Origin of the sequence: Actinacidiphila glaucinigra (assembly GCF_035918135.1) — a bacterium.
GTDB classification, from domain to species: Bacteria; Actinomycetota; Actinomycetes; order Streptomycetales; family Streptomycetaceae; genus Actinacidiphila; species Actinacidiphila glaucinigra.
This window is the reverse complement of record NZ_CP109144.1, coordinates 2,447,594-2,468,017: the sequence shown is the minus strand read 5'-3', so window position 1 is coordinate 2,468,017 and position 20,424 is coordinate 2,447,594. Positions and strand designations below refer to the sequence as shown.

Annotated in this window: 16 protein-coding genes; 4 read left to right on the top strand and 12 right to left on the bottom strand. The window is 71.9% G+C overall.

Translation table 11 applies throughout. The annotated features are described in order from the left end of the window. Positions 1-10: 10 nt before the first annotated feature. Entirely contained in the window at positions 11-1,075 is a 1,065-nt protein-coding gene (locus OIE69_RS10770; protein WP_326571741.1) for an ADP-ribosylglycohydrolase family protein, read from the bottom strand. A 95-nt stretch (positions 1,076-1,170) separates the two neighbouring features. Here OIE69_RS10770 and OIE69_RS10765 point away from each other — a divergent pair, with 95 nt between their 5' ends. Then, positions 1,171-2,274, top strand: coding sequence for a glycerate kinase (locus OIE69_RS10765; protein ID WP_326581078.1), 1,104 nt, complete (start codon positions 1,171-1,173; stop codon positions 2,272-2,274). 69 nt (positions 2,275-2,343) lie between these two features. Here the strand turns inward: OIE69_RS10765 and pssA are convergent, their stop codons facing one another. The 8 genes from pssA to OIE69_RS10725 all read right to left on the bottom strand — a co-directional run bounded on the left by pssA (position 2,344) and on the right by OIE69_RS10725 (position 12,225). Continuing rightward, entirely contained in the window at positions 2,344-3,195 is an 852-nt protein-coding gene (gene pssA / locus OIE69_RS10760) for a CDP-diacylglycerol--serine O-phosphatidyltransferase (protein WP_326571740.1), read from the bottom strand. Next, positions 3,182-3,838 carry a phosphatidylserine decarboxylase gene (locus OIE69_RS10755; protein ID WP_018561003.1) on the bottom strand — a complete coding sequence of 219 codons (657 nt, stop codon included), beginning with the start codon at positions 3,836-3,838 and terminating at the stop codon, positions 3,182-3,184. Before OIE69_RS10755 ends, pssA begins: the two co-directional genes overlap by 14 nt. Positions 3,839-4,009: 171 nt before the next feature. Continuing rightward, positions 4,010-5,221, bottom strand: a complete 1,212-nt coding sequence (locus tag OIE69_RS10750; RefSeq protein WP_326571739.1) for an acyl-CoA dehydrogenase family protein — start codon at positions 5,219-5,221, stop codon at positions 4,010-4,012. Positions 5,222-5,233: 12 nt separating this feature from the next. Continuing rightward, entirely contained in the window at positions 5,234-5,737 is a 504-nt protein-coding gene (locus OIE69_RS10745) for a MaoC family dehydratase (RefSeq protein ID WP_089222785.1), read from the bottom strand. A 55-nt stretch (positions 5,738-5,792) separates the two neighbouring features. Beyond that, entirely contained in the window at positions 5,793-7,805 is a 2,013-nt protein-coding gene (locus OIE69_RS10740) for a protein meaA (RefSeq protein ID WP_326571738.1), read from the bottom strand. Between the two features lie 14 nt (positions 7,806-7,819). Beyond that, positions 7,820-9,157: a crotonyl-CoA carboxylase/reductase gene (ccrA, locus tag OIE69_RS10735; protein ID WP_326571737.1), complete on the bottom strand. Its 1,338-nt coding sequence runs from the start codon at positions 9,155-9,157 to the stop codon at positions 7,820-7,822. Positions 9,158-9,554: 397 nt separating this feature from the next. Further along, positions 9,555-10,331 carry a TetR/AcrR family transcriptional regulator gene (locus tag OIE69_RS10730; RefSeq protein ID WP_326571736.1) on the bottom strand — a complete coding sequence of 259 codons (777 nt, stop codon included), beginning with the start codon at positions 10,329-10,331 and terminating at the stop codon, positions 9,555-9,557. A gap of 106 nt (positions 10,332-10,437) precedes the next feature. Beyond that, positions 10,438-12,225 carry a 3-hydroxyacyl-CoA dehydrogenase family protein gene (locus OIE69_RS10725; protein ID WP_326571735.1) on the bottom strand — a complete coding sequence of 596 codons (1,788 nt, stop codon included), beginning with the start codon at positions 12,223-12,225 and terminating at the stop codon, positions 10,438-10,440. Positions 12,226-12,548: 323 nt separating this feature from the next. Here OIE69_RS10725 and OIE69_RS44750 point away from each other — a divergent pair, with 323 nt between their 5' ends. Beyond that, a complete protein-coding gene (locus OIE69_RS44750; protein ID WP_392567487.1) occupies positions 12,549-14,036 on the top strand; it encodes a HEAT repeat domain-containing protein in 1,488 nt (495 codons plus the stop codon). Here the strand turns inward: OIE69_RS44750 and OIE69_RS10715 are convergent. The 3 genes from OIE69_RS10715 to OIE69_RS10705 form a co-directional block, all read right to left on the bottom strand. Continuing rightward, on the bottom strand, positions 14,002-14,517 hold the full coding sequence (locus OIE69_RS10715) for a GNAT family N-acetyltransferase (RefSeq protein ID WP_326571734.1): 516 nt from the start codon (positions 14,515-14,517) through the stop codon (positions 14,002-14,004). The two genes, OIE69_RS44750 and OIE69_RS10715, sit on opposite strands and share 35 nt — an antisense overlap. A 51-nt stretch (positions 14,518-14,568) precedes the next feature. Further along, complete coding sequence (locus OIE69_RS10710) at positions 14,569-15,615, bottom strand: Rv2578c family radical SAM protein (RefSeq protein WP_326571733.1); 1,047 nt, start codon at positions 15,613-15,615, stop codon at positions 14,569-14,571. A gap of 162 nt (positions 15,616-15,777) precedes the next feature. Beyond that, positions 15,778-16,944 (bottom strand): alanine--tRNA ligase-related protein, encoded by a 1,167-nt coding sequence (locus tag OIE69_RS10705; RefSeq protein ID WP_326571732.1) that lies wholly within the window; start codon positions 16,942-16,944, stop codon positions 15,778-15,780. Positions 16,945-17,324: 380 nt separating this feature from the next. On the opposite strand from OIE69_RS10705, the gene OIE69_RS10700 reads away from it, so the two are divergent. Continuing rightward, on the top strand, positions 17,325-17,768 hold the full coding sequence (locus OIE69_RS10700; RefSeq protein WP_326571731.1) for an SRPBCC family protein: 444 nt from the start codon (positions 17,325-17,327) through the stop codon (positions 17,766-17,768). A 245-nt stretch (positions 17,769-18,013) separates the two neighbouring features. After that, the gene (locus OIE69_RS10695; RefSeq protein ID WP_326571730.1) at positions 18,014-20,401 is read left to right on the top strand and encodes an MFS transporter; all 2,388 of its coding nucleotides are present in this window, start codon (positions 18,014-18,016) and stop codon (positions 20,399-20,401) included. Positions 20,402-20,424 lie beyond the last annotated feature (23 nt).

The window sequence follows — 20,424 nt, the reverse complement described above, 5'->3', positions numbered from 1 at the left end:
ACGCGAGACCCTACGGCACCAGGAGAACCGTGCGGCGGGCCAGTTCGCTGATCGCCGCCCCGTCGAAACCGAACACGGCGCTGCGCACCCGGTCCTCCAGCGGCTCGGTCCACTGCGGCGGGATCGCGTCCGCGCCGCAGAGCACCCCGGCGACCGAACCCGCTGTCGCGCCGCCGGAGTCGGTGTCCAGGCCGCCGCGTACGGTCAGCGTGATGGTGGCGGTGAAGTCGCCCGCGCCGTAGAGCAGTCCGGCGGTGACGAGCGCGGCGTTGGGGACGGTGTGGATCCAGTGCAGTCCGCGGGTCTCCTCGTCCAGCTCCGCCAGCGTGGCGGCCCAGTCAAGCCCCGCCTCGTGCAGCGCCATGGTCCGCCGCACCGTACGGGCCAGCCGGCAGCCCGGTGGGACGTGCTGCAGCGCCGACTCCAGCGCTGCCCGGGCGTCGGGCGCCGTGAACGCCGCCGCGATCAGCGCCGCCGCCCACATCGCGCCGTACACCCCGTTGCCCGTGTGCGACAGCACCGCGTCCCGGCGGGCGAGCGAGGCGGCCCGGCGCGGGTCGCCGGGGGAGGTCCAGCCGTGGACGTCGGCGCGGATCAGCGCCCCGATCCACTCCTGGTACGGGTTGTCGGCCGTGGCCGTCAGCGGCGGCTTCAGCCCGTTGGCGAGGTTGCGGTAGGCCGCCCGCTCGGCGGTGAAGGTCTGCAGGTAGGGAAGGCGCAGCAGCCACAGTTCGCCGACCTGCTCGGTGGTGAAGTCCGGGCCGTACGTCTCCAGCAGGTCGAGCCCGAGGATCGCGTAGTCGACGTCGTCGTCCCGCGCGCTGCCGTGGATGTTGCCGCGGGTGCACTGCGGCCACTCCGGGCGCAGTGCGAACTCGGCCGGGTCCGCCGGCGGGTCCAGCGCCGGGATGTAGTCGGTCAGCGGCAGCGCCCCGGCCCGGCGCAGGTAGCGGTCGATGCGCTCGCGTGTCCAGTGGTCGCCGCGCTCGACGGGCTTGCCGAGCATGTTGCCGGCGATCCGGCCGAGCCAGCCGCCGAGGACGCGGTCTTCGAGGGAGAGGGCGGAGAGGGCCATGCCTACGGTGTACCGCCCGAGCGCCCCGGGATAGGGTCCAAACGGCGCGACCTGCCGTAAGGGAGATCAAAGTGACGGACGCACGGCCTGTGCGGGTGCTCATAGCAGCGGACAAGTTCAAGGGTTCGCTCACCGCCGTCGAGGTGGCGGAGCGGCTCGGGGCGGGACTGCGGCGGGCCGCCCCCGGCCTCGTCGTCGAGTCCGTGCCGGTGGCCGACGGCGGGGACGGCACGGTGGACGCCGCCGTCGCCGCGGGGTTCGAACGGCGGCTGGTGGAGGTCACCGGGCCGCTCGGGGAGCCGGTCACCGCCGCGTACGCGCTGCGCGAGGGCACCGCCGTGGTGGAGATGGCCGAGGCCTCGGGACTGCGGCACCTGCCGCCGGGTGTCTTCGCGCCGCTCACGGCGACCACCCGCGGCACCGGTGAGCTGCTGCGGGCGGTGCTCGACGCGGGGGCGCGGTCCATCGTGCTCGGCGTCGGCGGCAGCGCCACCAACGACGGCGGCGCGGGCATGCTCGTCGCCCTCGGCGCCCTGCTGCTGGACGACCGGGGCGAACCGGTCGGCCCGGGTGGTGCGGCGCTCGCCGGGCTGGCCTCGGCGGACCTGTCCGGTCTCGACCCGAGGCTCGCCGCCACCGAGGTCGTCCTCGCCAGCGACGTCGACAACCCGCTGCTCGGCCCCAAGGGCGCCGCCGCCGTCTACGGCCCCCAGAAGGGCGCCACGCAGGAGGACGTCGCCACGCTGGACGCCGCGCTCGCCCGCTACGCGGAGGTGCTGGGGGCCGGTGCGGCCGCCGAGTCCCCGGGCGCGGGCGCGGCCGGCGGGGTCGGGTTCGGGGCGCTGGTGGGGCTGGGCGCCTCCTTCCGGCCCGGCGTCGAGGTGCTCCTGGACATGCTCGGCTTCGCGGAGGCCCTGGAGCGGGCCGACCTGGTCATCACCGGCGAGGGCTCGCTGGACGAGCAGACCCTGCACGGCAAGGCCCCGGCCGGTGTCGCGGCCGCCGCCCGTGCCCGGGACGTGGACGTCGTCGCCGTCTGCGGCCGTCTCACGCTGTCCGGACCGGCCCTGGGCGCGGCCGGCATCCGGCGGGCGTACGCGCTGACCGACCTCGAGCCCGACCCGGCGCGCTGCATGGCCGAGGCCGGGCCGCTGCTGGAGCGCCTCGCCGGGGACATCGCGCGCGACCTCCCGGCCTGACGGGGACGCCAGGGGCCCCGAGCCTTCCCGGCTCGGGGCCCCTGTCACGTACCTCGTACGGCTGTTCGGCTACGGAAGCTCTGCCGTACGCGCCTCACGGCGGTTGTTGCGGATCGTGTTGACCCGGCGGGTGGTCGCGAAGAGCGGGATCACCGCCGCGGCGCAGATCTGCAGGGCCGCGCCCGTCTGCAGCAGCACGTCACCGCCGGGGACGGCGAACGCCCAGCAGACCAGGCAGCCCATGCTCAGCACGATCCAGGCGAGCGTGATCGTCGCGAGCCGGCCACGCGGCTTCGGGTACTCGACCCGGCTGACCATCAGCCACGCCACACCGACGATGGCCAGCACCGTCGGGATGAAGGGCAGCTCCAGCAGCACGACCGAGATGACCGTCATCGCCCCGAAGGGGCTCGGCATGCCCTGGAAGATCCCCTCCCGCACCGTCGTGCAGGAGAAGCGGGCCAGGCGCAGGACGACCGCGAGCAGCACCACGACCGCCGCCACCGCCGACACCTTGCCGTAGGCGTCGTCCGAGATCAGGCCCCAGACGACCACGAAATAGGCGGGGGCCAGGCCGAAGCTGATCAGGTCGGACAGGTTGTCCAGTTCCGCGCCCATCGCCGAGCTGCGCAGCTTGCGCGCCACGAGCCCGTCGAAGAGGTCGAAGACCGAGGCCATGAGCATCAGCAGCACGGCGGTGGCGGCGCTGTGGCGCGTCATGCCGCCGTCGGTGTTGCCCATCAGGTGCGGGACGAGCACCCCGGTGGTGGTGAAGTACACCGCCATGAATCCGCAGATGGCGTTGCCGAGGGTCAGGCCGTCCGCTATCGACAGGCGCGTCGACAGCGGCATGTCATCGTCGTCGTCCTCGTCCACCGAGGCGACCCATGGTGCCTGGGTGTCGGGATCAATCACGGTCAAGGCGCGTCACCCCAGCCACGGTGGTCTGGCCGACCTCGACGGCGGGCTCGACGCCCTCCGGCAGGTAGATGTCCACACGGGAGCCGAAACGGATCAGGCCGATGCGCTCGCCCTGCTCCACCTTGGTGCCCTGCGGCACGTAAGGGACGATGCGGCGCGCCACGGCTCCGGCGATCTGCACCATCTCGATGTCGCCGAGCTCGGTGTCGAAGTGCCAGACGACGCGCTCGTTGTTCTCGCTCTCCTTGTTGAACGCCGGAACGAATCCGCCGGGGATGTGCTCCACGGACGTGACCGTGCCGGCGAGCGGCGCGCGGTTCACGTGGACGTTCAGCGGGCTCATGAAGATCGCGACGCGGGTGCGCCCGTCCTTCCACGGCATGATGCTCTGCACCACGCCGTCGGCCGGCGAGATGACGCGGCCCTGGGCGATCTCGCGCTCGGGGTCGCGGAAGAACCACAGCATGCCCGCCGCGAGGGCGGTGGTGGGGACGGCCACGGCCGCCCAGCGCCCGGAGCGGCGGGCGCGGACGAGGCTGACCGCCGCGGTGGCGACGGTCGGGAGGAGCCACGGCGACGCTCCGCGCGCGAGGCGTACGCCGGCCCGGCTGTCGCGTTGTGCAGAGGAATGGCTGTGGGGCATGGAAGACCTTCGTAGCGGAGGGTGCCGCAATGATGGTGCAGGGGACGGCGGCTTTCCGTGAATGGTATCGGGAGTCCCCGGCAACTGGGCAAGCCAGCAGTCGAGTCAGTGGCCGGTATTTGATGACTGGGTGTGACCTTTGGCTCGCACAAAGTGCCACAACCCAGACATTCACCCCTGGATCCGGTACTCCTCGAGCAGCCGGCGGCCGATGATCATTTTCTGGATCTCGGCGGTGCCCTCGCCGATGAGCAGCATCGGTGCCTCGCGGTACAGGCGCTCGATCTCGTACTCCTTGGAGAAGCCGTAGCCGCCGTGGATGCGGAAGGAGTCCTCCACGACCTCCTTGCAGTACTCCGAGGCCAGGTACTTCGCCATGCCGGCCTCGAGGTCGTTGCGCTGGCCGGAATCCTTCTTGCGGGCCGCGTTCACCATCATCGCGTGGGCCGCCTCGACCTTGGTGGCCATCTCCGAGAGCTTGAACTGGATCGCCTGGTGCTGGGCGATCGGCTTGCCGAAGGTCTGCCGCTGCTGGGCGTACGCGATCCCCAGTTCGAAGGCCCGGTGTGCGACGCCGCAGCCCCGGGCCGCCACGTTGACCCGGCCGACCTCGACACCATCCATCATTTGGTAAAAACCGCGGCCGCTCTGACCGCCCAGGACGCGATTTGACGGAATCTTCACATCCTCGAGGATGAGTTCGGTCGTGTCGACGCCCTTGTACCCCATCTTCTCGATCTTGCCGGGCACGGTGAGACCCTTCACCTTCGGGTTCGGGCCGAAGCCCGGCTCCTTCTCGATGAGGAAGGTCGTCATGGACTTGTGCGGGGCCGCGCCCTCCGGCTGACCCTCGTCGGTCCGGCACAGCACCGCGACGAGGTTGGACGTGCCGCCGTTGGTCAGCCACATCTTCTGGCCGTTGATGACGTAGTCGTCGCCGTCCCGGACCGCCTTGGTGCGGATCGCCGAGACGTCGGAGCCGAGGCCCGGTTCGGACATCGAGAAGGCGCCGCGCACCTCACCGGTGGCCATGCGGGGCAGGAAGTACTCCTTCTGCTCCTCCGTGCCGTGCTGTTTGAGCATGTAGGCGACGATGAAGTGCGTGTTGATGATGCCCGACACGCTCATCCAGCCGCGGGCGATCTCCTCGACCGTCAGGGCGTAGGTGAGCAGGGACTCGCCGAGGCCGCCGTACTCCTCGGGGATCATCAGCCCGAAGATGCCGAGTTCCTTGAGGCCCTCAACGATGTCGGTGGGGTACTCGTCCTTGTGCTCCAGCTCGTTGGCGACCGGGATGATCTCCTTGTCGACGAAGCTGCGGACGGTGGAGAGGATCTCCTGCTGGATGTCGGTCAGCCCGTCGGTCTGGGCGAGGCGGCTCATGTCTGCGGTCTCCTAGGCGTTCAGCTCGGGGCGGCCGGGCTGCTCGCCGCCGCGCTCCTTGATGTAGGTGGCGGTGGGGACCATCACCTTGCGGCGGAAGACGCACACCAGGGTGCCGTCCTGCTTGTACCCCTTGGTCTCCACGTGGACGATGCCGCGGTCGTCCTTCGACTTCGACGGCCACTTGTCCAGCACGGTCGTCTCGCCGTAGATGGTGTCGCCGTGGAAGGTCGGCGCCACGTGCTTGAGCGACTCGACCTCCAGGTTGGCGATCGCCTTGCCGGAGACGTCCGGCACCGACATGCCGAGCAGCAGGGAGTAGACGTAGTTCCCCACGACCACGTTCTTCCCGAAGTCGGTGGTCTTCTCGGCATAGTTCGCGTCCATGTGGAGCGGGTGGTGATTCATGGTCAGGAGGCAGAAGAGGTGGTCGTCGTACTCGGTGACCGTCTTCCCGGGCCAGTGCTTGTAGACGGCGCCGACCTCGAACTCTTCATACGTACGGCCGAACTGCATCTCTCCTACGCCTCCGGGGTGTCGAACGTGTTCGTACGGGTGTTCGTCGCGGGGGTCACGCGGCGACCTCCAGCGGGTCCAGCTTGTTGGCCCTGCGGATCTCGTCCACGATCCTGCCGATGATCTCGGTGATCCCGAAGTCCTTCGGCGTGAACACGGCCGCGACACCGGACTCGACCAGCTTGGCCGCGTCCGCCGGCGGGATGATGCCGCCCGCGATGACCGGCACGTCGTCCACCCCGGCCCTGCGGAGCCGGTCCAGCACGTCCGGCACCAGCTCGGCGTGCGATCCGGAGAGGATCGACAGGCCCACGCAGTGGACGTCCTCGGCGACCGCCGCCGAGACGATCTGCTCGGGTGTCAGCCGGATGCCCTGGTAGACCACCTCGAAGCCGGCGTCGCGCGCCCGCACGGCTATCTGCTCGGCGCCGTTGGAGTGACCGTCCAGTCCCGGCTTGCCCACCAGCAGCCGCAGCTTGCCGGCGCCCAGCTCCTTGGCGGTCTGCGCCACCTTGCGGCGTACCTCGGCCAGTGGCGTGCCCGGCTCGGCGGTGACCGCGAGGGGGGCGCCGCCCACTCCCGTCGGGGCGCGGAACTCGCCGTAGACGTCGCGCAGCGCCCAGGACCACTCGCCCGTGGTGACGCCCGCCCGGGCGCACTCCAAGGTGGCCTCCATGAGGTTGCCGGTGCCGGCCGCCGCGGCCTTGAGAGCCTCCAGCGACCGCTGCGCCCGCACCTCGTCCCGGTTGTCGCGCCACTCGTGGAGGGCGGCGACGACCCGCGCCTCGTTCTCCGGGTCGACGGTCATGATGGCGCCGTCCAGATCCGAGGTGAGGGGGCTGGGCTCCGTGCCCTCGTAGCAGTTGACGCCGATGATCTTCTCCTCGCCGGACTCGATCCGCGCCCGGCGCTCGGCGTGCGAGGAGACCAGCTGCGACTTCAGGTAACCGGACTCCACGGCGGCCATGGCGCCGCCCATCTCCTGGATGTGCCCGATCTCGGCGAGGGACCGCTCGACCAGCTCGGCGACCTTCGCCTCGATGACGTGGCTGCCGTCGAAGATGTCGCCGTACTCCAGCAGGTCGCTCTCGTGGGCCAGCACCTGCTGGATGCGCAGGGACCACTGCTGGTCCCAGGGGCGTGGCAGGCCCAGCGCCTCGTTCCAGGCCGGCAGCTGCACGGCGCGGGCCCGGGCGTCCTTGGAGAGCGTCACGGCCAGCATCTCCAGCACGATGCGCTGGACGTTGTTCTCCGGCTGGGCCTCCGTCAGGCCGAGCGAGTTGACCTGCACCCCGTAGCGGAAGCGGCGCTGCCTGGGGTCCTCGATGCCGTAGCGCTCACGGGTGACCTTGTCCCAGATGCGGGTGAAGGCCCGCATCTTGCACATCTCCTCGACGAAGCGGACACCCGCGTTGACGAAGAAGGAGATGCGCGCGACGACGTCGCCCATCCGCTCCTGCGGCACCTGGCCGGAGTCGCGGACCGCGTCGAGGACGGCGATCGCGGTGGACATCGCGTACGCGATCTCCTGCACCGGCGTGGCCCCGGCCTCCTGCAGGTGGTAGCTGCAGATGTTGATCGGGTTCCACTTGGGGAGGTGGCCGACCGTGTACGCGATCATGTCCGTCGTCAGCCGGAGCGACGGGCCGGGCGGGAAGACGTACGTCCCGCGCGACAGGTACTCCTTGACGATGTCGTTCTGCGTCGTCCCCTGGAGCCTGGTGACGTCGGCGCCCTGCTCCTCGGCGACCACCTGGTAGAGCGCGAGCAGCCACATGGCGCTGGCGTTGATGGTCATCGAGGTGTTCATCTCCTCCAGGGGGATGTCCTGGAAGAGCCGGCGCATGTCGCCGAGGTGGGCGACCGGGACCCCGACCCGGCCCACCTCGCCGCGGGCCAGGATGTGGTCGGGGTCGTACCCGGTCTGCGTCGGGAGGTCGAACGCGACCGACAGGCCGGTCTGGCCCTTGGCGAGGTTGCGGCGGTACAGGGCGTTGGACGCCTCGGCGGTGGAGTGCCCCGCGTACGTCCGCATCAGCCACGGACGATCCTTCTGACGCTCGTTCATGGTCCCTCCCGGTCTCAGACGTTCCGGAAGCGGTTGATGGCGTCGATGTGCCTGGCCCGCAAATCCTCGTCGCGGACGCCGAGCCCTTCCTCGGGGGCGAGCGCCAGCACGCCGACCTTGCCCTGGTGCGCGTTGCGGTGCACGTCGTGGGCGGCCTGGCCGGTCTCCTCGAGGCGGTACGTCTTCGACAGCGTGGGGTGGATCCTGCCCTTGGCGATGAGGCGGTTGGCCTCCCACGCCTCGCGGTAGTTCGCGAAGTGGGAGCCGACGATGCGCTTGAGCGACATCCACAGGTAGCGGTTGTCGTACTCGTGGTTGTAGCCCGAGGTCGACGCGCAGGTGACGATCGTGCCGCCCTTGCGGGTGACGTAGACCGAGGCGCCGAAGGTCTCGCGGCCCGGGTGCTCGAAGACGATGTCGACGTCCTCGCCGTCGGTCAGCTCGCGGATGCGCTTGCCGAGGCGCTTCCACTCCTTCGGGTCCTGGGTGTGCTCGTCCTTCCAGAAACGGTAGTCCTCGGCGGTGCGGTCGATGATGGCCTCGGCGCCCATGCGGCGGCAGATCTCCGCCTTCTGCGGCGAGGAGACCACGCAGATCGGGTTGGCGCCGCCGGCCAGCGCGAACTGGGTGGCGTAGCTGCCCAGGCCGCCGCTGGCGCCCCAGATCAGGACGTTGTCGCCCTGCTTCATGCCGGCGCCGTTGCGGGAGACCAGCTGGCGGTAGGCCGTGGAGTTCACCAGCCCCGGGGCCGCGGCCTCCTCCCAGCTGAGGTGCCTGGGCTTGGGCATCAGCTGGTTGGACTTGACCAGCGCTATCTCGGCCAGGCCGCCGAAGTTGGTCTCGAAGCCCCAGATGCGCTGCTCGGGGTCGAGCATCGTGTCGTTGTGGCCGTCCGCGGACTCGAGTTCGACGGACAGGCAGTGCGCGACGACCTCGTCGCCCGGCTTCCAGAGGTTCACGCCGGGTCCGGTGCGCAGCACGACGCCCGCCAGGTCGGAGCCGATCACGTGGTAGGGCAGGTCGTGCCGCTTGGTCAGCGGGGAGAGCCTGCCGTACCGCTCGAGGAAGCCGAACGTCGACACGGGCTCGAAGATCGAGGTCCACACCGAGTTGTAGTTGACCGAACTGGCCATGACGGCCACCAGGGCCTCGCCCGGGCCGAGCTCGGGCACGGGCACCTCGTCCAGGTGCAGCGACTTGCGCGGGTCCTTCGCGCGGCTGTCCACGCCCTCGAACATGCCGGCCTCGTCCCTGTGGACGGTGATGGCGCGGTACGACTCGGGCAGCGGCAGTGCGGCGAAGTCCGCGGCCGTGCTTTCGGACGCCATGATTGCGTCGAGGATGTCCTTCACGGTGATGCCTCCGGCGAAGCGCGACGTAGGGACGCTTGAGGGAACGTCGGGGGTTTGCTGGGGGTGGTGCCGTCGGTTCGGCGGTGGTGCCGGCTGTCCGTGGCGGTCGCACGGATGGAGCGGAGCGCGTGGTGGCGCGGTGAATGCCTGTGACGCAGGCGCCCGGGCCTTGGGGACAGGCGGCGTACGACGGATCCCAGCACGCCGCCCGCCCGGACAGCTCTCACGTTATGGCACCGCGTGCCACCCTGCAAGACACTGGGTGCCAACAATTTTTCTCAGATGGCACCACGACTTCACGTTTGAGCAACACAGGCAGGCGCCCCCGGCACGAAGGCCTGGGGGCGCCGGTGGGATGGCGGAGCTACGGGAGGGCGCCGGAGGCGCGAACGGGCGGCTACGCGCCCTTCAGGGCTTTTTCGATCGTCCGCATGACCTCGGCCGGCGAGGCGTCGGTGCGGGCGACGGCGACGATGATCTCGCCCTGCTGGGAGGCGAGCACCGGGGCGGGGGTAGGGCGCCGGCCGATGCCGGTGCCGAAGGTCTGCTTGATCACCTCGAAGGCGTGGTCGAGCTGCGACTCGACGTCCCCCTTGCCGCCCGCGCGGAGCCAGCGGCGCAGCACATGGTTGTGGGCGGCGACGACGGCGGACGCGGCGACCTCCGCCAGCAGCGGGTCGTCGTCCCCGTCGTGGTGGGCGCCCTCGTCGAAGTGGCCCAGCAGGTAGCGGGTGAACAGCCGCTCGTAGCGGGCCACCGAGGCGATCTCGCGCTCCCGCAGGATCGGGATCTCGCGGGTCAGGCGGTAACGCTCCACCGAGACCTCGGGAGCCTCGGCGTACATGCGCAGCACCTCGGTGATGCCGCGGCACACCGTGTCGAGCGGGTGCTCGTGCGGTTCGGCGGAGTCCAGTACCTGCCCCACGCGCACCAGGGTGTCGTCGTGGTCGGGGAAGATCGCCTCTTCCTTGGAGCGGAAGTGCCGGAAGAACGTCCTGCGCGCGACCCCGGCGGCCGCCGCGATCTCGTCGACCGTGGTCGCCTCGTACCCCTGGGTCGCGAAGAGGTGCATCGCCGCGGCGGCCAGTTCCTGGCGGACGCGATGGCGCTGGGCGGTGCTGGAGGACGCACGGGCGGGCTTCACGGGCTGGGGCATACCGCGAACGTACTGCATTCCCGCTGAGGCGTGGACCGAGCCCGGTGTGCGGAGGCGGTGGGGCGGTCCCAGGAGACCGCCCCAGCCGCCGGGATTGTCCCGGCCGTCCCAGGCGCCCGCGTGATCAGCGGCGGGCATACTCGCGGAAGCCGCGGCCCGTCTTGCGGCCGAGGCAGCCCGCGGACACCAGGTGCTCGAGCAGCGGCGCCGGCGCCAGGCCCGGGTCGCGGAACTCCTTGTGCAGCACCTGCTCGATCGCGAGCGAGACGTCCAGCCCGACGACGTCGAGCAGTTCGAAGGGCCCCATGGGGTAGCCGCCGCCGAGCTTCATCGCCGAGTCGATGTCCTCGACCGTCGCGTAGTGCTCCTGGACCATCTTCACGGCGTTGTTGAGGTACGGGAACAGCAGCGCGTTGACGATGAAGCCGGCCCGGTCGCCGCAGTCCACGGCGTGCTTCCCGATCCGGCCGCAGACCTCGTGGACCGTGGCGCGCACCTCCTCGGCGGTCAGCACGGTGCGGACGACCTCGACCAGCTTCATGGCGGGCGCCGGGTTGAAGAAGTGCATGCCGATGACGTCCCGCGGGCGCGTGGTGGCTGTCGCGACGGCCACCACGGGCAGCGAGGACGTCGTCGTGGCCAGCACCGCGCCGGGCTTGCAGACCTTGTCCAGGGTCGCGAAGAGCTGCTGCTTGACGGGCAGGTCCTCGGCGACCGCCTCGACTGCCAGGTCCACGTCGGCGAAGGCGTCCAGCGAGCCGGCCGCCGTCACCCGCGCCACGGCGGCGTCGCGCTGCTCCTGGCTGAGCCGGCCCTTGGCTACGGACCGGTCCAGGGACCTGGCCAGCGCCGCGACCGCCTTGTCGGCCTTCTCCTGGCCGCGTGCGGCCAGCACGACCTCGTACCCGGCCTTGGCGAAGACCTCCGCGATGCCGGTGGCCATCGTGCCCGAGCCGGCGACGCCCACGCTGCGCACGGGACGCCCGCCGGCGGCACCGGCGGCCTCGGCCGGCGTTTCGGCGTCCGGGACGACCGTCGCGCTGCCGGGGGCCTCGTAGGTGTAGAAGCCGCGCCCGGCCTTGCGGCCCTTGAGGCCGGCGGCGGTGAGCTGCTTCAGGACGGGCGCGGGGGCGTGCAGCCGGTCGCGCGACGCCTCGTACATCGCCTCCAGGACGGTCTGCGCCGTGTCGATGCCGATCAGGTCCAGCAGGGCGAGCGGACCCATGGGCAGGCCGCAGCCCAGCCGCATCGCCGCGTCGATGTCCTCGCGGGTGGCGTACCGGGCCTCGTACATGGCCGCGGCCTGGTTGAGGTAGCCGAAGAGCAGTCCGTCGGCGATGAAGCCCGGCCGGTCGCCGACCGCCACCGGCTCCTTGCCGAACGAGCGGACCAGGTCGGTCACGGCGTCGGTGGTCTCGGGGGAGGTCAGCACGGTGGAGACCACCTCGACCAGCTTCATGGCCGGAGCGGGGGCGAAGAAGTGCAGGCCGAGGACGCGGTCCGGGCGCGAGGTGTGCGAGGCCAGCCCGGTCACCGACAGCGCGTTGGTGCCGGTCGCGAGGACGGCGCCGGGCTTCACGATGGCGTCGAGGGCCGTGAGGACCTCGCGCTTGATCTCGAAGTGCTCGGTGACGACCTCGATCACCAGGTCGGCGTCCGCCGCCGCCTGAAGGTCGGGGAAGGTGCGGAATCGGGCCAGGATGTCGCCGCGCTCGGACTCGGTGATCCGCTCGCGCTGCACGGCGCGGGCGGTGGAGGCCTCCAGGGCGGCGACGGCGCGGCGCGCGGCCGCGTCGTCGATCTCGATGCCGATGACTTCGTGGCCGGCCCGGGCGACGACCTCGGCGATGCCGGTGCCCATGGTGCCGAGACCGATGATGGCGACGGTGGGGAAGGGACGTGGACGGTCCATCGCGGAACTCCGAATGCTGAGGGTCCGCGCCGTGCGTCTCTGCTGCGCAGGCGCGGGCGGGAGGAGGAGTCGAGGAGCCGCGGGGGTGCGTACGCGTGAGTGTGCGTACCCGCGTGAGATCCGGCGAGCCCTGTCCCGGGGCTGCGCCACGATGGTGCCGAACCGACAACGGCTGCACACGGCGGCTGCGTCACCAGGCCGCTGTGTGCGTTGGTTAGAGGGTAACCGGTGAGTAACCTCGGCGCCAGCCCTCCGCCCATGTGATTTGCACCGCCTACAGATGAGCGCGCCATTAGAGTGAGCGCGGGGGGAGAGGGGGAACCGTGGAACGGGTGCAGGGGGGCGCCGGTCACGCGGCGCGGCGCGCGGCCGAGCTGTACGGGGCCGTACGGGCGGGGGAGACGGACGTGGCGCGCCTGCGCGAGCGGCGGGAGCCGCGCCGCGTACTGGGGCTGCTGGAGTTCGCCACCCAGGGGCGTCGCGAGGAACGCGACGCCTATCTGCGGCGGCTCACCGCCTCCCCGGACGCCGTCGCCATGGTGCGGCCCTGGCTGGGGCCCGCCGAGCGTGCGCGTCTCGACGTCGCGGGCGGGCGGGCCCCCGCCGTCCCACCGCTTCTGGCCATGCTTTCCCGTGGCACGGAGGAGGATCGCCGCTACGCCCTGGAGGCATTGGCGGTGAAGCGCCCCATGGAGGCGACGGAACCGCTCTTCGGCCTGCTCGGCGTACTCGGGCCGGACGAGTCCTCCTGGTACCCGGGGTTGATCGAGGACACCGTCAGCCGCATCGTCATCGGCCGGCACCTGCCCTTCTGGCGCCGGACAGCCAGGAGCGGCCCCGTTCCGCCCGCTACCTGCGTGCCACTGCTGCTGCGCCAGGCCTGCCGGGCGGCACCCCGGGCCCGGCGGCTCGCCTTGGCCCTGCTCGGCTGCGACCGCGACCCGGCGCATCTCGACCTGTTCCTCGCGGCCGCGGGCGACCCGGACGAGTCGGCGGCCGCGGAGGCGTTCGTCGCTCTGTGGCGGCTGGACGTGCCCGAGGCCCGGGATCGCCTCGCCGCCGTGCTGACCGAGCCGTCGCGCTCCCCGCAGGAGCGTCTCGTCGCCTCCGTCCTGCTGGGGCGGGCCGGTGACCGGCGGGCCTTCGAGACCCTCGTGCTGTTCCTCAACCACCGCGACCCGTGGAACACCCTTGCCGCGGCCGAAGCACTGACGCGGCTCGGCGACCCGCGGACCGCCCGTGCCGCCGCCGCGCTCGCCACCAACCGGCTCCGGATCGCCTACGCCCTGGCCGCCGTGCGCCTGCTGGGGCGGTTGCGGGCGCCCGAGTCGCTGCCCGCGCTGACGTCCACCCTCACATGGCTGCTGGACGAGGGCCGGACGGGATACCAGGCCGCCGCCGGCTGCGTCGAGGAACTGGGGCGGCTCGGCGACGAGCGGGCCGTTCCCGTGCTGACCCGGGCCGTCGGGGATCCGCGCCTGCGTATCGCGGCGGTGGACTCCCTCGGCCGGATCGGCGGCCCGCATGTACTGGAGACGCTGCTCGGCGTCGCCTCCGGCGAGGACGCGGAGGTGCGGGCGGCCGCGGCGCGCGGCCTGGCCCGCTACGGAGACGAGCCCCGCGCGACCGCCGCCCTCGTCGGGCTGTGCGCGCCGCCGTACCCGAGGCGGATCGTGCGCGCCCTGGTGCGGTCGGGCGACCCGGCGGCCGCACCGGTGCTGGCCGCGGTGCGGGACGGGGCGCCGAGCGCCGCGACGCGCCGGCTCGCGGGGCGCTTCAGGCCGGATCCGCCACGTACCGCAACTCCTTGAGCGGGACGCCGTCGTACGTCTCGATCTGGTCGGTGCCGTCGGACGCGAACCCGGACCGCTCGTAGAAGCGCAGTGCGCGCGCGTTGTCCGCGAGCACCCACAGGCGCAGGCTCCGGAAGCCGCGTTCGCCGGCGCGGGCCCGTACGGCGTCCATGAGGGCGCGCCCGTCTCCCCGGCCGATCCGGTCGGGGCGTACGTATATCGCGTACAGCTCGCCGACATCGGCGTCGTCCGGCTCGCCACGGTAGGGGCCGAGCGCCGCCCAGCCCGTCACCTCGCCGCCGTCCGTGGACACCAGGTTGTCGACCCGGTCTCCGCCGGCGTCGAACCACTCCTTGCGGCGCTCCGCCTCCGCCCCGGCGTCCATCGCGTCGAGGTACGACGGCGGCACGATCCCCGCGTAGGCCGTCTGCCATCCCCGCACGCGGATCGCCGCCACGGCGTCGATGTCGTCGCGGGTCATCACTCTCACATCCGTCATGGCCGCGACGTTAAGGGGGTGGAGCCCGGCGGGCACCCGCTTTTCGCGAGCTCAGATCAGCGTCAGCTGGGTCGGCTGGGCCGGATCGGGTGCGGCGGGCGGACCTGGGGCTTCCTCCTCGGGTGCGGCGATCCGGCGCGCGGCCCCGGAGCGGCTGGGCCCGATCCCGAACTCGGCCGCGAATTCGTGCACTTGGCGGGTGATGCGCCGCTGGTACCAGGTCGGCGCGTAGGCGCCGCCCGCGTAGAGCGCCTTGTAGCGGGAGATCATCCGGGGGTGGTGCACGGAGAGCCAGGCCATGAACCACTCCCTCGCCCCGGAGCGCAGATGCAGCACCAGCGGGGTGACGGACGTGGCGCCCGTCCCGGCGATCGCGCGGACCGTCTCGCGCAACTGCTCCGGGGAGTCGCTGAGGTACGGCAGCACCGGTGCCATCAGGACGCCCGAGGGTATGCCGTGCTCATTGAGCGTGCGGCAGACCTCCAGCCGCTTCGCGGGAGACGGCGTACCCGGTTCCACGGTGCGCCACAGGTCCCGGTCGACGAAGCCGACGGAGACGGCGGTCGACACGTCGGTGACCTCGGAGGCCTGCACGAGGAGGTCCAGGTCGCGCAGGATCAGTGACCCCTTGGTGAGGATCGAGAAGGGGTTGGCGTGGTCGCGCAGCGCGGCCAGGATGCCCGGCATGAGCCGGTAGCGGCCCTCCGCGCGCTGGTAGCAGTCGACGTTGGTGCCCATGGCGATGTGCTCGCCGTGCCAGCGGGGCGAGGCGAGCTCACGGCGGAGCAGTTCGGGTGCGTTGACCTTCACGACGATCTGGGAGTCGAAGTCCAGGCCGCTGTCGAGGTCCAGGTAGGCGTGCGTCTTGCGCGCGAAGCAGTACACACAGGCGTGGCTGCAGCCGCGGTAGGGGTTGATCGTCCACTCGAACGGCATCCGGGACGCGCCCGGCACGCGGTTGACGATCGTGCGGGCGCGCACCTCGTGGAAGGTGATCCCGCGGAACTCGGGGGTGTCGAACGTACGGGTCACGGCGTCCACGCCGAACAGCGCGGGTGTGGTCGCCGCCGTGTCGCGGCTCAGGTTGTCCCACCTCATGCCGCCTCCTTCGTTGCTCTCCTCCCGAGAATAGAACATCTGAGCGAATAGCGTCGAGGGGGATCCGGGGGATTCCTGGGGCCACTGTGCGTGACCGCGTAAGGCACAGGGTCCCGGGCGCCCGCCGACGGCGGCGCCCGGGACCTGTCGGACCGTCCTCCGTCACTGCGGTCGCAAGCTCAGGACGAGGTCGCGCGGCAGGCCGTGGGTGTCGTGGAGGTAGTGGAAGTCCTCCTCGTCCAGCGGACCCCGGAACCGGGGGCGGGCCAGCACCTGACGGCCGCGCTCCAGGAGCCGCCGGAACCGGCGCTCCTCCTCCAGCAGCACCCGTCGCGGCTCGTCCGGGTCCACGCTCTGGCGGAAGTGGTCCAGGGTGTGCCGGACCAGCTCCTGCGGCAGGTCCCCGAGGCTGCGGGAGGGATCGTCCCGCCACAGGGTGGTGAGGACCCGCCGCACCAGGCGCCGCAGTACGTAGCCGCGGCCGGTGTTGGCCGGGCGCACCCCGTCCCCGATCACCACCACGGCCGAGCGCAGGTGGTCGCTGACGAGGCGCAGCGACGGTTCGTCCAGCGGCCACAGGGGCGGTACGAGGCGCCGCCAGGGGGCGAGGACGTCGCACTCGAAGACCGACGTCCGGCCCTGCAGCAGCGAGGCCAGCCGCTCCAGGCCGAGGCCGGTGTCGACGTTGCGCCGGGGGAGCGGCACGAGCGAGCCGTCCCCGAGCCGGCGGTGGCGCATCATGACGTGGTTCCAGATCTCCACCCACCGGTCGTCCCCCGTGGGCGTGGAGCGCGGCGGGGTGTCCCCGGTCCACAGGAAGATCTCCGAGTCGGGGCCGCACGGACCGGTGGGCCCGTTGGACCACCAGTTGTCCTCGACCGTGAGCTCCACCGGGACCCCGTGTTTCTCCCACAGCTCCAGGGAGGCGGTGTCGGGACCGGTGCGGTCGTCGCCGCCGAACACCGTGGCGTGCAGCCGCCCGGGATCGACGCCGAAGCCCTCGGTGAGCAGCCCGTAGCCCCAGTCGAGGCTCTGCGGGCCCTCGTAGTCGCCGAGCGACCAGGTGCCGAGCATCTCGAAGACCGTCAGATGGGTGGGGTCGCCGACCTCCTCCAGGTCCGTGGTGCGCAGACAGCGCTGCACGTTGACCAGCCGGCTGCCCAGCGGGTGCGGGCGCCCCTCCAGGTGGGGGGTGAGCGGATGCATGCCCGAGGTCGTGAACAGCACGGGGTCGCCGGGCGGCGGCAGCAGGGTCGATCCGGTGATCCGGTGGTGGCCGCGGTCCTCGTAGTACTCGACGAACGTGCGGACGATCTCTTCGGTGTCCATGGAGGGTGGCTCCTTCGCGTGGAGGGCGGGGAGGCACCGGGAAGTCGGTCCGCACGATCACCGGGATCGGGGCGGGAGCCACGAAAACCACCGGCGGGCCGTTCCCGGTCGCCGGTGGTGAGGGAGGGGGTACGTCAGGCGGCGGCAACCGGCGAGCTGGTCGCTCGCGCGGTCGCGGTGCTGCTGTGGCCGGTGACGTTCATACGGCCGACGATAACGCGCCGCGAGCCGCCGGGCACGTGATTTCCGGCCGGGCCGCGCAGGACTCCCCGGTGCCTTCGCCCGGGGTTCCGTCATCGGGAGGGCGGCCCGATTTCGCGGGCGCGCGGCCGTGGTGATTGGCTTGTCCGCGACGGCACACGGATCGACGGAGGACGGCGATGGCACAGGTCGAGGCCACCACGCAGCGCGAGATCGCGGCGAGCCCGGAGAGCGTCTTCGCGGCGCTCGCCGACTACACGGGCACCCGGCAGCGGCTGCTTCCCGAGCAGTACAGCGAGTACGAGGTGCGTGAGGGCGGCAGCGGCGCGGGCACCCTCGTGCACTGGAGGCTGCAGGCGACCGAGAAGCGCGTCCGGGACTGCCTCCTCGCGGTGACCGAGCCGACCCCGGGGCAACTGGTCGAGAGCGACCGCAACTCCACCATGGTCACCACCTGGACGGTCACCCCGGCCGGCGAGGGCCGCGCCAAGGCGGTCGTCACCAGCACCTGGACCGGCGCCGGCGGCATCGGCGGCTTCTTCGAGCGCACGTTCGCGCCCAAGGGCCTGAACCGCATCCACGACGCGGTGCTCGCGCGGCTCGCCGCGGAGACGGAGAAGTAGCAGGCGGCACAAGGGAGGCGGCCGGAGCCGGGTGACGCCCGGCCGCCTCCTTTGACGTGCCCACCGTGCCGGCCGTGCCCACCGTGCCGGCCGTGCCGTAGGCGTCCTGCGTGCCGGGCCGTCACCCGGTGGGCGCACGCCGGTGGGCACGTCACTTGAAAGGGTGGATCTGCCGCGCTCCGGCGCATCCCCGGCGCCCCAGATCGTTGTCGCAGGGCAGGCGCGACGAGGGGAGCGGTAGGCAGATGGGCGGCACCACCGGGACGACCCTGTCCGAGGAGACCGGCACCCTCACGGACACGACCGGCGCCGGTACGGGCCCCGAGGGCCGACCCGCAGCCGTCCCGCCGGAACAGGGCGCGCCCGTCGCCGGACTGAGCCCGCGCAGGGTGCGACTGGTCTTCCTCGGGCTGATGTTGACCCTGCTGCTGGCCGCCCTCGACCAGATGATCGTGGCGACCGCGCTCCCCAAGATCGTCGGCGAACTGCACGGCCTGGACAAGATGTCCTGGGCCGTGACCGCCTACCTGCTCGCCTCCACCGTCGGGCTGCCGATCTACGGCAAGCTCGGCGACCTCTTCGGGCGCAAGAGCGTCTTCCAGTTCGCCATCGTGGTGTTCGTCATCGGATCCGCCCTCGCCGGCTGGTCGCGCTCCATGGACGAGCTGATCGCCTTCCGCGCCATCCAGGGCGTCGGCGGCGGCGGGCTGATGATCGGCGTCCAGGCGATCATCGCCGACATCGTCCCGCCCCGGGAACGCGGCCGCTACATGGGCCTGATCGGCGCCTCGTTCGGCCTGGCCTCCGTGGCCGGCCCGCTGCTCGGCGGCTTCTTCACCGACCACGCCTCGTGGCGCTGGTGCTTCTACATCAACGTGCCCTTCGGTCTGCTGACCCTGGCCGTCATCGCCGTCGTGTTGAAACTGCCGCGGCCGGCCGTACGCCCCCGGCTGGACGTGCTGGGCGCGCTGCTGCTGACGGCCGGCTCCACCTGCGTGGTGCTGCTGACCAGTTGGGGCGGGACGACCTACGCCTGGCGCTCGGACGTGATCATCGGGCTGGGCGCGGCAACGCTCGTCTGCGCCGTGCTGTTCGTCGTGGTGGAACGGTTCGCCGTCGAACCGCTCATCCCGCTGCGGCTCTTCCGCGACGGCGTCTTCACCGTCTCCGCCCTCATCGGTGCCGTCGTCGGCGTCGGCCTGTTCGGCGCCGCCAGCTACCTCCCCACCTTCTTGCAGATGGTGAACGGCGTCAGCGCGACCGAGTCCGGGCTGCTGATGCTGCCCATGATGCTCGGCGTCGTCCTGGCCTCCGTGGTCTCCGGCCACATGATCAGCCGTACCGGACGCTACCGGGTGTTCCCGCTGGCCGGCGGGGCGCTCTCGGTGGCCGGCATGTGGCTGCTGTCGCTGCTGGAGAGGGACACCCCGCGCGTCGAGTACAGCGTCTACATGGGCGTGCTGGGGCTGGGCATCGGCCTCGTGCTGCCGGTGCTGATCCTCGCCGTGCAGAACTCCGTGCGGCCCGCCGACCTCGGCACCGCCACCAGCGCCAACAACTACTTCCGGCAGATCGGCGGCTCGGTCGGGGCGGCCGTCTTCGGCACCCTGTTCGCCAACCGGCTCGCGGACGGGCTCGCCGACCGGCTGCCGGGCGGCGTCGACCTGCCGGACCCGCAGTCGATCACCCCGCACATGGTGCACGCGATGCCGGCGCCGCTGCGCGACGCCTATGTGCAGGCGTACGCCGAGGCCATGCCGCGCATCTTCCTCTACCTGGTGCCGGTGCTCGCCCTCGGCTTCCTGCTCGCCTTCCTGCTCAAGGAGAAACCCCTGGTGACCCAGCACGTCCCCACCGCCCGCAAGGCCGAGACCGTCGGCGTCCCGGTGTGCGGCACCGTCCAGCACGCCGACGGCAGCACCGTGGGCCGGGCGGCGCTCACCCTCATCGATGTGACCGGCCGTCAGATCGGGCGCGGCGCCACGGGCGAGGACGGACGCTACGCGCTGAGCACCCCGGGCAGCGGCAGCTATGTCCTGATCGCCGCCGCCGGAGGGCACCAGCCGCAGGCCGTCAGCGTGACCGTCGGGGAACGCCCGGTCGAGCTCGACGTGGTGCTCGGCGGCGCCGGGCGGCTCGCGGGCACGGTGCGCACCGCCGACGGCACGCCCGTACGGGAGGCCACCGTCACCCTCACCGACTCCCGTGGCGACGTGGTCGCCACCACCCGCACGGGGAGGGACGGCGACTACGTCCTGAGCGACCTCGTCGCGGGGGAGTACACGCTCGCCGCCAACGCCCCCGCCTACCGGCCCGCGGCGCTGCCCGTGTCGGTGCACGCGGCCAGGGAGACCCGGCAGGACGTCGAACTCGCCGGTGGCGCGCTGCTGCGCGGCACCGTGCGCGGCCCGGGCGGCAGTGCGGTGGAGGACGCCCGGGTCACCCTGCTGGACGCCGCGGGCAACGTCCTGGACACGGTGACGACCGGCCCGGACGGCGTCTTCCGCTTCGTCGACCTGGCCGCGGGCGAGTACACCGTCGTGGCCTCGGGGTATCCGCCGGTGGCCACCGTGCTGCGGCTCAGCGGCGGCGAGCGCACCGAGCGCGACGTCCACCTCGGTCACGAGGACTGACCGGCCCCTGACCGTCCCTGACG